2 protein-coding genes are annotated in these 13,359 nt (G+C 65.8%); both read right to left on the minus strand.

Annotated features, from left to right (window positions below):
• Window positions 1-53: 53 nt before the first annotated feature.
• A complete protein-coding gene (locus MTP16_RS07315) occupies window positions 54-4,523 on the minus strand; it encodes a beta strand repeat-containing protein (protein ID WP_243517439.1) in 4,470 nt (1,489 codons plus the stop codon).
• Between the two features lie 407 nt (window positions 4,524-4,930).
• On the minus strand, window positions 4,931-13,168 hold the full coding sequence (locus tag MTP16_RS07320) for an Ig-like domain-containing protein (protein ID WP_243517443.1): 8,238 nt from the start codon (window positions 13,166-13,168) through the stop codon (window positions 4,931-4,933).
• Between the last annotated feature and the right edge of the window lie 191 nt (window positions 13,169-13,359).

Here is a 13,359-nt window from a genome sequence, read left to right on the forward strand (position 1 = left end):
AAAAAAGCCCCGCTGGCACTGCCAGCGGGGCTTTTTGATGCGCCTGCAAAAAGCTATTCGCGCACAATGCGGCGCAGGTCGGTGCCGCCTTCGGTGGTCACGCGCAGCGTGTACACGCCCGCGGCCGCGGCCGACAGGTTCAGCTGCGTTTGCGATTGACCAGCGGCTACCTGCTGGGTGAGCACCACGCGGCCCACGGCGTCATACACGCTCAGCTGCACGGCTTTGGAGTAGCCCTGGAGCTGCAGCGTGAGCATACCGGTAGCGGTGGGGTTCGGGAACAGGTGCAGGGCCGAGCCGGCCAGCGGCTGCGTCGTGGCCGTGATGGTCACCGGCGTGGACGGGGCCGACTGGCAATTGCCCGTGGTGCTGATGAAACGCACCGAGTAGCCCGTGGGCGTGGTGGTGCCCGTAGCGGTGTAGGTCTGGCTGGTGGCGCCGGCGATGGGGTTGCTGCCCTGGTACCACTGGTAGGTGGTGCCGGCCGGTGCCGCGCTGCTGGTGAACAGTGCCGTGCTACGCGTGGGGTAGCTCACCGTGACGGTAGGCGTAGCCGGGAGCGGAATTGCCGTCACCTGGATGGGGGTGCGGGTAGCGCCCACGCAGGCCGTGCTCAGCGAAATGTTGTAGAAGTAGTAGTAAGCGGCCAGCGGGGTGCTGTTGATGCCGTTCGTGATGCTGAAATTGCCGCTGGGCGAGGTGATGGGGAACGACACACCGGTGGGCAGCGGGTTCTCACGCAACAGGTCGGTAAGGCCGGTGTAGGCTTTCACCACCAGCTGGTAGCCCGTGCCGGCGCCGGGCACGGTCAGGTTCAGCTGCACCGTGACGGGGGTACTGGCACCCGAGCCGGTCATGTTCAGAGCCGGCGTGGCCGCGATTTCGGTGCCAGTGCCGTCGCGCAACGCGAAGGTGATGGTGCCCGTGCCCACGGGATAAATAACGGCCGACTGAATGGTCAGGCCGGTGGTGGTGCTGAAAATCAGGCCGGTATCGACGGCGAGGAAGCCGCTGGTCACGGTGGGGGCCGTGCGGCCGCCAATCTCCGACGAGCCCGTAGATGCCTCAGCGTAGAAGGTGGTGTTCGTGGTGACGGCCGGGGTTACCACCGAAGTGGCCGTGCCCGTCGTGGTGGCGCCGGTCAGGGCCGTGCCGCCGGTGGCCGCGGTGAAGAACTGCACCGTGGTGCCGGCCGGGGCGTTGGCCGTGAGCGTGGCCGTGCTACCGGCGCACACCGATACCGGCGACGGGGTGCCCGTCAGCTGCGGGTTGCTCACCGTCACGGCCACCACGTTCGAGGTCACCACCGTGGTGCCGCAGGTCACCTGGGCGCGGTAGTAGGTGGTGCTGTTGATAACCGGCGTGGTGTAGCTGGCCGACGTAGCGCCCGCAATGTTGGTGAAAGTACCCGTGGCGCTCGTGCTGCTCTGCAGCTGGATGGCGCCGTTGAGGGCGCCGGCCAGGCTGAGGGCCGTGGTGCCCGAGTTGCACAGCGACGGCGAAGCGGCCGTCAGCGTGCCGGCCACCGGGGCTGAAACCGTGATGGTAGGGCTGGGCGTCAGGGTGTTGTTGGCGGTGTTGGCGTCGCCGGCCACGCTGGCTGTGATGGCAAACGAATAAGAGCCCACCGTCGAGAGGTTTACCGTGGTGCCCGTGCCGGTCAGCGGCACGTTCAGGGTGGCGCCCCCGGCCAGCGTGCCGGTGTTCAGCGTGAACGTCAGCGTTTGGGTGGCCACGCCGGTGGGGCCGGTCACTACCACCGTGATGGTGGCGGGCGTTGTAGCGAAGTTGAGCGCCGACGTGCCCGCGTTGCGGATGCTCACCGTCACGGCCTCAGCCGAGCCGTAGCAGGCGCCCGAAGCGCCGGCCGCCGCCGGGGCCACTAGGCCCGCGGCTGCAATGTCGACGGCCACCACCGTGAATTCATAGGCGCCAATGTCGGGCGTGGTGCCGCGCGTGGCGCCGGTGTAGTCTACCGTGACGCCCGTGATGGGCGTGCCCACGTTGTTGAGGGCCACGTTGGTGGGCGTCAGGTTGTAGGGCACCGCGGTGGTTTGCACAAACTGCGGGTCCACGCTCACCGAGTTGGCTTCCTGGCCGGTAGCGGTTTGCCAGGCGGCCAGCGTAGCGGCGTCCACCGCATTGAGACGGCCGATGCGGGCGGCGCCGGTGGCACCCACCGTCACGTACAGGTCGTTGTAGTTCAGGGTGCTGCCGGTCACGTTCGCACCCTGCTCGTAGTGCGCGTACAGCGGCGTGGTAGCTGTGCCGCCCGTGCCGCCGATGATGCTGAAGATGTTGTTGCGCACGTCGATGTTGGTGGCCGTGGCCGTCACGCTGGGGTTGCCGTTGGCAAAGGCAGCCGAGCCGGCTGTGCCGCCAGCGGCGCTGAGCTGGCCGGTCAGGTACACCGTGTTGTACACAATCTGCTCGCCGTAGCCGCCGCCCAGGTTGATGCCCACCGTGTTCCAGGTGGCGCTGGCAGCGGTCGAGTTGATGTTGTACACTAGGTTGTTGTCGAGGCGGTTGGCGCTGGCGTTGGCAGCGGTGCTCAGGGCAGCGCCAATGCTCGTGTTGATGGCCCACACCTTGGTCGTGCTCGTACCGGTGTAGGAAATGTTGTGCACCGAGTTGCGGCTAATAACCGCGCCCTTGCTGTCGGCCAGGAAAATGCCGTAGAGGTTGGACGTGGCGGTGCCGCTGGTCAGGTTCTGAATTTCGTTGCTGCGCACCGTCAGGCCCTGCTGGTACACCGCCCGCAGGCCTTCCTGCCCAAAGCCATTGCCCGTGCCGCTCTGGCCAATCTGGTTGCCAATGAATGAGTTGTTCTGGTCCAGCGTTGTGGCCGACACGCCAAACACGAATACGCCGTAGTAGCCTTTCGCAATGAGGTTGTTGGTGAACGTGTTGTTCGAGTTGGACGCCGGGGTGCTGGTGGTGGGCGAAGTCACGCCTGTGCCGCCGCCGCCCAGGAATACCGTGAACTGCGGAAAGCCCGTGCCCGAGTTGCCCCGGATGATGGTGTTGCGCACGTTGTTAAACGTGGCGCCGTCGCCGGCCGCCGCTGCGGCCACCCACAGCACCGCATTGCCCGAACCCGTAGCGCTGGTGTTCTCAATGGTCAGGTTTTGGCTGGTGGTGCCGTTGTTCGAGCCGTCGATGGTCACGTAGTCGGCCCCGTTCAGCATCAGCACCGCGCCCGTGGCCACACTGCCCGAGATGGACGTGGTTACGCCTGTATTGGGCTTGATGGTGAGCGTGTTGGTGGCCGAAGCCGTGCTCACCGACCCAAAGCGGATGGGGAAGGTTTCGGCCGTGCCGTAGGAGTTGTCCAGCAGCACAAACGTGACCGCGCCCGCCAGCGTGGCCGTGTTGTAGGCGGCTGCCGCAGCGGTTAGGGTGGCGTAGGTGCGCGTGGGTTGGGGCGACGTGCTGGTGCCCACGTAGTAGGTGCCGCTGAGCGTGGCCCCAGCCTGCGTCGTGAACGTGCCCGTGCCGGCGGTGCTGCCCTGGCCCTGGCCCAGCGCCACCACCTGCACGGTGTAGCCGGTGTTGGCCGACAAATTGCTGAAGTTGGCCGTGTAAATCGTGCCCGAGCCGGTGGTCGTCGTCGACGGCACAATGGTGGTGGTGGGCGTGCCGCCCGCCGTCGGCGTGATGGTCACGGCAAATCCGTACTCGTTGGTCGAGTTGTCGGTGAACGTGACCGTGCCACCCGTAGTGGTAATGGCACTGAAGGTGAGGCCCGAAGGCGCCAGCACAGCTCCACCGGCCGGGGTAAAGGTGTACGTGAGGCCCGCCGTCGGCTTGGTGGTGATGGCAGTCGTTTCGGTAGTAGAGCTGGCCGTGGGGGTCGCCACCAAGTCATTCAGCGACAAAAAGTTGCCGGAGCCTGTGCCCACGCCGCTGATACCCACCGAGGCACCGCCCGTAGAGCCGGCGTTGTAGGTGCCGGCTTCCGGCCGGTACACAAACTCGATGCGCCCGTCGGCCTCGTAGAGCTTGGCCTGAAACGAAACCACGGCCGCCGTGGCCTGGTAGTTCCACTTCTCGTTAATCCATTCCACGGTCAGCACCCGGCTGCCGGCCGTGCCGGTGGTGGCGTAGGAAATGTCGCTGGTGGTGGTCAGCTGCAAGTCGTCCCAGAGCGGGGCGATGAAGGGCCGCACGCCGGTGCCAGTGCTTAGGTTGTTAGTGGCATTGCTGCTCACCGCGCCGCCCAAGCCCAAGAACCCGTTGGTGCTGGCCGAAAACGAGGTGTAAGCCACACCGTTGTAAATAAAGGTGAAGCCAATGGGCAACACAGCCGTCACGCCGTCATCGGTCGACGATGCCGTGGCCACCGTGCCCCCGCTCAACGGCGTGAACGTGCCCGAACTGGCCGCAAACGTGTAATTGGCCACGCTCTGCGCCTGGGCGCCCAGCGTGCCCATCAGGGGCAACGCCAAAGCCAACACCGCGCGGGCCCAGTTGCGCCGGAACCCGGTCCGGCCAGCGCCGGAAGAATGTAAAAGTGTGTGCATAAAAGAAAAAAGTGAGGTGAGAAAAGGGTACTGAAAGCGGTAGAAGTCAGCGCATGGGCTTGCGGGCCCGTATGGAGCGTAAATTATGAATTATTATGATACCATATAAATTATTTCTGTCTACATCAAAAAGTTAAGGCCTGATTTTTTGCCCAAATGGTTCGGTTTGCAGCAAGCAGCGCCCGGCCAGGCACCATAACCCACTCCGTCTGGCTTTTATCGCCGGTGCGTTTTGAATTAATATTTAAAAATCAGCAGGTTGAATCGGGCGGCACCATTGCGTAGCGCGAAGGGAGCTTTGCCGGCTTGCTCCGGGCCCGCCAACGGCCTGGGTAGATGGAGCGCCAAAACGCAAAAAGCCCCGCCGGCAGTGCCAGCGGGGCTTTTCACTTTGCAAACCCAGGCGCTTATTCGCGCACCAGGCGGCGGGTTTCCACGCCGTCGGCATTGCTCAGGCGCAGCAGGTATACGCCCGTGGCCACACCCGTCAGGTCGAGGGCGTGGGTGGCGGTACCGGCGGCAGCCGGGAGCAGCTGCTGGCTCACCACGCGGCCCAGCGCGTCCAGTACCGTAAGCTGGGTGGCCAGGCGGTAGCCGGTCAGCTCCAGGGTCACCTGGCCGTTAGGCGTGGGGTTGGGATAGAGGCGCAAGCTGGCCCCGGCAATGCCGTTCTTAGCCGAGGTCACCACCAGCGGGTTAGAGGGCAGCGACACGCAGCCGTTGGCGTTGGTGGTGGTCACGGTGTAGGAGCCCAGTTGCGCCGGCAGGCCGGTGAGCACCAGGGTCTGGCCGGTGGCACCGGTCACGGCCGTGCCGTTGAGGTAGAATTGGTTGCCCGTGGTCGCGCTCGAAGTGAGCGTGGTGGTCGAGCCGTTGTAAGCCACCGAGATGGTAGGCGTGGCCGGGCGCGGGTTCACCGTGAAGGTCGTGGTGGCCGTGGCCGCCGCACAGCCGCCCGAGGCAGCCACCGTGTTGGTCACGGTGTAAGTGCCCGCTGTCGAAGTAGCCAGGTTGATGGCACCGGTCGTGGCGTTAATCGTCAGGCCCGTGGCCGAGCTGAACGTGCCGGCCGAAGCGCCCGCGCCTAGCGTAGGCGTCACGGCGCTGGTGCTGCCCACGCAGCCGGTCGCAGTGGCGTAGCTGAACGTGGCCAGCGGCGCAGCCGTGATGGTTACCTGCGAGGTAGCCGTGGCAGCGGCGCAGCCGTTGGCGGCCGCAATCGTGTTGGTTACCGTGTAGGTGCCCGGCGTCGAGCTGGCGAGCGTGATGGCGCCGGTCGTGGCGTTAATCGTCAGGCCGGTAGTCGAGCTGAACGTGCCGGCCGTGGCACCCGTGCCAAGGACAACGGCCGGGGCCGTGGTACCGCTCACGCAGAAGGTGGTCGAGGTGCCGTAGCTGAAGCTAGCCACCGGAGCGGCCGTGATGGTCACCTGAGTCGTGGCCGTAGCCGCCGCACAGCCCCCATTGGCCGCGATGGTGTTGGTCACGGTGTAGGTGCCGGGCGTCGAAGCGCTCAGGTTGATGGCGCCCGTGGTGGCGTTCAGGCTCAGGCCCGTGGCCGAGCTAAACACGCCGCCGCTGGCACCTGCGCCGAAGCTGGGGGCCGGGTTGGTGGTGCCGCTCACGCAGTAGGTCGACGTGGTGCCGTAGCTGAACGTGGCCAGCGGCGCCGAGGTAATGGTCACCGACTGGGTGCTGCTGCTGCCACAGGCCCCGGCCACCGTGTAAGACACGGTGTAGGTGCCGGGCGTGGAGGCGCTCAGGCTGATGGCGCCGGTCGTGGCGTTCAGGCTCAGGCCCGTGGCCGAGCTGAACGTGCCGCCGGCCGTGCCCGTCACCGTCGCTACGGGGTTGGTACCCGTCACGCAGAACGTCGTGCCCGAATAAGAGAACGCAGCCGACGTGGCCGGCGTGATGGTGACCGTGGCGGTGGCCGTAGCAGCGGCGCAAGCACCCGAAGCCGCGATGGTGTTCGTCACGGTGTAGGTGCCGGCCGTCGAGTTGGCCAGGCTGATAACACCGCTAACCGGGTCAATGCTCAGGCCCGCCGTGGAAGTGAACGTGCCAGCGGTAGCGCCCGTGGCCAGCGTGGGCGAAACGGTGCCGGTGCTGCCAGCGCAATAGGCCGTGGCCGTGGGGTAGCTGAAGCTGGCCACCGGAGCGGGGCTGATGCTCAGAACCAGCGAAGCCGTAGCGGCTGCGCAGGGGCCCGAAGCCGCCGACGTCAGCGTGATGGTCACCGAGCCGGCAGCCACGTCAGCGGCCGAAGGCGTGTAGGTGGCCCCTAGCGTAGTCGCGTTGGGCGAGAACGTGCCCGTGCCGCTGGTGGTGTAGGTGCCGGTGGTAACCGAACCGCCCACGGTGCCGCCCAGCGTGTAGGCCGAGGTGCCGCAGGTGTTGGCCGTGGCGGCCGGGAAGCTGGCCGTGGCCGGCTGCGTCACGTTCACCTGAATGGCCGTACGAGCGGTGCTGCCCACGCATTCGCTGCCCAGCGTCCAGTCGTAGAAGTAGTAGTAGTAGTTCGGCCCCGAAGTGAAGGTGTTGCCGGTGATGCTCACCGCGCCGCTGGGCGAAGTGTACGGATACACGGCGCCGCCCGTGTTGCGGTAGAGGCTGGCCGTCGAAGTGGAGGCGTTGGCCAGTTGGAGGCCGGTACCCACCGGTAGCGGGAAGTTCAGCGGCACAAACGTCTTCACGTTGAGGTTGGCCGCCGTGAAGGTGGCCGCGTACGTTTGCAGCACCGTGCCGGTGCTGGTGAGCAGCTGGATGTTGGTGACGCCCGCTGCCGTCGGGTACACGTACACGCCGGTCAGGGTTGTGGGTGCCGTCACGTTGAACACCAACGCGTAGTTGTTGTTGGTGCCGCTGCCGGTGTTAAGGGTATTGTCGGCCGGACCAACCCGTTCCGTGCCGCCCGTGAAGGCCTCGGCGTAGTAGGTGGCATCGGCCGTGAGGGCCGGCGTGGTGTAGCTGCCCGCCGTGGTGCTGGCCAGGGGCGTGCCGCCGGTAGCGGTGCTGAAGAAGCGCACCGAAGCCCCGGCTGCAGCCGTGGCCGTGAGCGTGGCCGTGCTGCCCGCGCAAATGCTAACCGGCGTGTTGGTCGAAGCCAACGTCGGGTTGCTCACCGTGATGGTGCTCACGTTGGAAGTGGCCGTGCCGGTATTGCAGCGCACCTGGGCGCGGAAATACGTGGTGCTGGTGAGCACCGGCGTGGTGTACGCGGCGCTGGTAGCGCCGGCAATGTCCGTGAACGTCACGTTGTCCAGGCTGCTCTGGTACTGGATGGTGCCGTTGGCGGCCCCCGTCAGGGCAAGCGTAGCCGTGCCACTCACGCAGATGTTCGGGGAGGACGCCGTCAGCGTGCCAGCCACCGGAGCCGACACCGTGCGGGTGGGCGCCGGCGTCAGCACGTCGTTCGAGGTGTTGCCATCGCCGGCCACCGTGGCCGTAATGGCGAACGAGTAGGTGCCTACGGTGCTCATGTTGAGCGTGCCGGGCAGCGTCACGGTCTGGGTAGCGCCGGCAGCCAGTGTGCCGGTGTTAACTGTGCCCGTCACCGTGGTGGTGCCGCCGCCGGGCAGCGTCACCACCACGGTGATGGTGGCCGGGCTGGTAGCGAAGTTCAGCGAGGCCGTGCCCGCGTTGCGAATGGTCACGCTCACCGGCTCGGCCGTGCCGTAGCAGGTGCTGGTCGTGGCCGGAGCCACCAGCGCCACCGGGGCCAGGTCGTTGGTGAGGGGCGTGAATTCATAGGCGCCGATGTCGGGCGTGGTGCCGCGGGTGGCGCCGGTGTAGTCCACCGTGACGCCCGCGATGGGCGTGCCGGTGTTGTTGAGGGCCACGTTGGCGGGCGTCAGGTCGTAGGGAACCGCAGTGGTTTGCACAAACTGCGGGTCGAGGCTCAACGAGTTGGCTTCCTGGCCGGTGGCCGTGCGCCAGTCGGCCAGCGTGGTGGCATCGGCGCTGTTGATGCGGCCGATGCGCGCCACGCCCGTGGCGCCCACCGTCACGTACAGGTCGTTGTAGTTAAGAGTGCTGCCCGTGTAGTTGGCCAGCGTGGTATAGTGCGCGTAGAGGGGCGTGGCCGCCAGGCCCGTGCCGCCGATGATGCTGAAAATGTTGTTGCGCACATCGATGTTGGTCGCGGCCGTGCTGCTGATGCCGTTGCCGTTGCTGAAGGCCGCCGAGCCGGCCGAACCGTTGCTCAGCTGGCCGGTCAGGTACACCGTGTTGAAGTAGTACCGGTCGCCGTAGCCGCCGTTGTTGTTGATGCCGCTGGTGTTCCACGAGGCGCTGGTGGCCGTCGAGTTCAGGGCATACACCAGGTTGTTGTCGAAGCGGTTGGCCGAGGCGTTGGCCGCCGTGTTGAAGGTGCTGGTCGAGGTCTGCGTCGAAATGCCGTAGAGCTTGGCCGTGCTCGTGCCCGTGTAGCTCAGGTTGTGCACCGAGTTGCGGGTCACACTAGCCGTTTGCACGTCCTGCAGCAGGATGCCGGTCATGTTCGAGGAGAACGTGGCCGTGGGGTTCACGATATTCTGCACCTCGTTGCGGCTCACCACCGGGCTCAGGGCGCTGGCCACCACAATGCCGTACTGGTTGATGTTGGTGGCGGCAGCGGCCGTGGCCGCCCCAATCACGTTGCCCGTGATGACGAGATTGTCCAAGCCGCCTACCGAGGTGTTGGCCGAGCCAAAGGCCTGAATGCCGGTCGTCACGCCCTGAATGCTGTTGTTCTGCAGCGTCGCGTTGTCGTTGTCGGCGCCGCCCAGCACGATGCCGGTAGTGGCATTGGCCGTGGCGCCGCCGCCCACCACGTTCACGTTGCGAACCGTGGCAAACAGGTTGGCCTGTGCCTGGCCGGTTTGCGAAAGCAGGCCCAGCCCGTAGGTGTTGGCCGTGAGCGTCGTGTTGGTCAGCGTCAGGTCGCGCGTGGTGCCGTTGGCCGTGTTCGAGCCGTCAATGGTCACGTAGCGGGTGCTGGCCAGGGCCAGCACGCTGCCCGCGGCCGTCACCACCGGGGTAGCCCCCGCGTTGGGCTTGATGAGCAGCGTGTTGGTGGCGCTGGCGTCGGGGTTGTTGAAGAAAATGACGGGGAAAGTTTCACCCGTCGTTGCCGAGTACGCGTTGTCGAGCAGCAGGAAGGTTACGGCGCCGCTCATGCCGCTGCTGCTATACGCATTGGCCGCCGCCGTGAGGGTGGCGAAGGTGCGGGCGGGGTTGGGCGAGGTGCTCGTGCCCACGTAATACACGCCACTCAGCGCGCTCAGGATGGTGAATTGGTTCACCGTGGCGGGGTTGGTGGTGAAGCTGCCGCCCAGCGGGCTGGTAGAAACGTTGCCGGGCACGTCCTGCGCGGCCACGTAGTACTGAATCACGTCGCCGGCGGCCACCCCGCCCAGGGCGGCGTAGTCGAAGGTGAACGTGTAGGTGCTGCCGCTCACGCTCGTGGCCAGGGCCGACGTGAACGCGCCGGTGGTGCCTTTGCGGTAGAGCAGGCGCGGCGGCGTGGTGGTCGAAACGCCGCTGAAATCGGTGATGGTCACGGCCAGGGTCCGGTTGGCGGTGCTGGCGGTGCTGGTGAGGGCCGCAAACGTGATGGTCGGGCCGGTCAGGTCAAGCGGGGTGAAGGTGCCTTCGTCGGCGCCGATATCGGGCGTGCTGGCGTTGCGCGCGTCGCCGTCAAAATCGACGGTGATGCCGCTCACGGCCTGCCCGCTGCTTTCCACCTGGGTGGGCGTGGTTGGGTTGATGTGCAGGAAGGTAGCGGCCGTGCCCGTCGTGCTCAGGAAGGGCACATCTTCGGTCACTGAGTTGCTTTCGCGGGGAGCAACCAGGGCCTTGTAAGCCACCAGGGTCTGGGTGGCGTTGGTGGCCGTGGTGGTGCCTTCCACGTACAGCAGGTTCGTGGCCGAAGGCGTGCCGGCGTAGTAGAGGTTGTTGTTGGTGGCGGCAGCCAGGTTGGCCGGAGCCGTGCCCGCCGTGCCGCTCACGCGGCGCAGGGCCGCGGTGTAGCCGCCCGTGCCCACGGCCGTGCTTTTGTTCACCACAATGTTGTTGCGCAGGTCCAGCACGGCACTGGTCGAGTTCAGGTAAATGCCCGAGGTGCCAAACGTGGCGCCCGTGCTTGTGGCAGCCAGGTTGATGGTGTTGTAATAGGCGTTGACGGTGGTACCGCCGCTCACCAGCAGGCCGGTGACGCCCACCAGGCTGGTCGACGTGGCCGCGCGCAGGTCGCCAATCAGGTTGTTGGCGACGGTGGTGGTCGTGCCGCCCGTCAGCCAGATGCCCGTGCTGAGGGTGGCCACGGTGCCCGCCGCAGCGCTGCCGCCGGCCAGGTTGTAGATTTTGTTGCGGCTGATGGTGGGCGAGCCCGTCGACGACAGAATGCCGGCCACGTTCACGGCCACCGCTGCAGCGCCCGCGCCGCTGATGTTGCTGATGGTGTTGCCGGAAATGTTGATGGCGCCCGACGAAGCCGACGAGAAGCCGAAGGCGTAGCCGCCGGTAGTGCTGCTGGTCACCGTAATGGGAGCCGTGGCCCCGCCGATGGTGTTGCCCGCGGTGGTGCCAATGTTCACGTCGCCGGTGCTCACGTAAATGCCCGACACGATGCCGTAGGTGGTGCTGGCGCCGCTGCTGCTCGCCCAGGTGATGTTGCCCACGCTATTACCCTGCACGTTAGTAGCGGTGCCGGTGGTGGTAACCAGGTAGATGCCCGCGTAGCGGTAAGCCGACGTGCCGGTAGTGGTGAGCGGCGTGCCGCCCAGGCTCGGAGCCGAGCCGCCCACGAAATTGCCCGACACCGTGTGGCCGTTGTTGGCATTGATGAAAATGCCGTACATCGTGCCGCTCACGCTGGCGCGGCTGGCCGTTTGGTAGAAGCTGTTGCCGCTGATAACCCAGCCTGCGCCGGTTTGGTTGAGGTAGACGCCGTAGGTGCTGCCCGTGCCGTAGTTGTTGAACAGGTTGTTGTTCAGAATGCTGTTGCGGGCATTCAGCGCGTTGCCGCCGTAAATCAGCGTCACCGGCGTGGTGGCGCCGTCGCCGATGTTGCAGTACTGCACCGTGTTGTCGCTGTTGCCGGTGGTGGTCACCGTACCGGTGAAGTTCACGTCGGGCGAGCCCGAGTCGCTGGTGCCCACGCCCTTGATTTGCACGTGCTGCACCGTGTTGAAGGTGGCGTCGCTGGTGAACTGCAGCGGAATGCCGCTGGTGCTCGTGCTGCTGATGGTCAGGTCGGTGGCCGCGGCCGGGCCGCTCACCGTGGCGCCCGAGCCGCCGGGGCGGCCGTCGATAATCAGGTACTTGCCCCCTGCGATGCTCATCACCGCTGTAGCGCCCGTGCCCGTAATGCTCAGGCCATTAGCGCCGGCTGCTGGCCGCACCGTCACGGTGTTGGTGGCCGTGGCGCCGGCGTAGTTGTACACCAGCGGGAAGGTTTCGGCCGTGCTCAGGTAGCCGCTCTGCAGCTCCAGCACCACCGGGCCGCATAGGCCATTGTTGAAGATGGCCGAGAAAGCGGCCGTCAGCGTAGCGTAGTCGGCGCCCGCGCCGGGTCCCACGGCCTTGGTGCCGCAGATGGGAACGGCCACCAGCGTGGTGGCCGTGGCCGTGGCCGTAAAGGACTGGTAGCCCTCGCCGTTGGCGGCCACCTTGTAGTAGTAGGTGGTGTTGGCGGTCAGGCCGGCTTGCGCCAGCGTCACGGTGCTGCCGGTGCCGGAAGAAGAAGACGTGGCCACCGTGCCCACCGAAGTGAAGGTGACGTTGTCGGTGGAGCGCAGCACCGAAAAGCTGTACTCGTTCGTGGAGTTGTCGGTGATGCTCACCGTCAGGCTGGTTTGCGTCACAGCCGTCAGGGCCACCGTGGGAACGGCCGGCACCACGGTGGGCGTGAACGTAAACACCGTGCGCGAGCCGTCGGCCGTCGAGTTCAATACCGCGATGGCGGTGTTGTCGGCCAGCGAAGTGGTCGTGGCCGTAGTCACCGTGGCGTCGTAGGTCGGCGTCGTGTTGAAGGTTTTCACCACGCCAATCTGGCCGGCGCTGGTGCCCGACGAAATGAAGATGGCGCGCGTAACGCCGGTGCCGTTGTTGTAGGCCGCGCCGTAGCGGTACTCAATCTTGCCGGTGTTTTCTTCGAGCACCACCTGCACCTGCGTGGGCGTGCCCGCGGCCGGGTCGCCCGCGTAGGGAATGCGCAAGCCCGTCCATTCCACCACCAGGGTGCGGTTGGTGCCCGGCACTACCTTGTAGGCCACGCGGCCCGTGGACTGCGTGGCATTGTCGCCCCCGAATGCGCCCAGAATGGCCGCGCCCGAAGCCGGCGATGCGTTGGTGCCCGAAATGACGGTGGCCCCCAGCCGCAGCTGCCCGTTGGAGTTCACGCTGAACTGGGTGTAGGGTGTGCCCATGAACACAAACGTGAAGCCAATGGGCTGCACGGTCGAAGCATCGTCGTCGCGGTAGGCGCCGGTGGCCAATGCGTTGGTCGTGCCCGTCGACATGTCCACCAGCGAGCCCGTGCTGCTCGTGGTGAAGGCATAGTTGGCCGTGCTTTGCGCCCAGGCCGCCGAAGTACTCAGCAGCGCCAGAAGCATCACGACCAGCCACCGGCTCAGCCGGTTAGCAAGTAAGGGTATGTGCATAAAAGTTGGAAAAGGGTGAGAGTGAGTGTGAATTGGAAAAAAAGTGAGCTTAAAAAATGGGTGATTGCGAATTTACAAAAGCCGATAGCGGCGTAAATTAGTCATTATTTCAAGGTGTTCCTGTTTTAATTAAAGCAACGCCCGGCCTGCCCAAAAAAGAAGCCCCCGCGCTAACACCCAGGGGCTTCAAG

It is taken from the genome of Hymenobacter monticola (assembly GCF_022811645.1).
In the GTDB taxonomy this organism is placed as follows: Bacteria; Bacteroidota; Bacteroidia; order Cytophagales; family Hymenobacteraceae; genus Hymenobacter; species Hymenobacter monticola.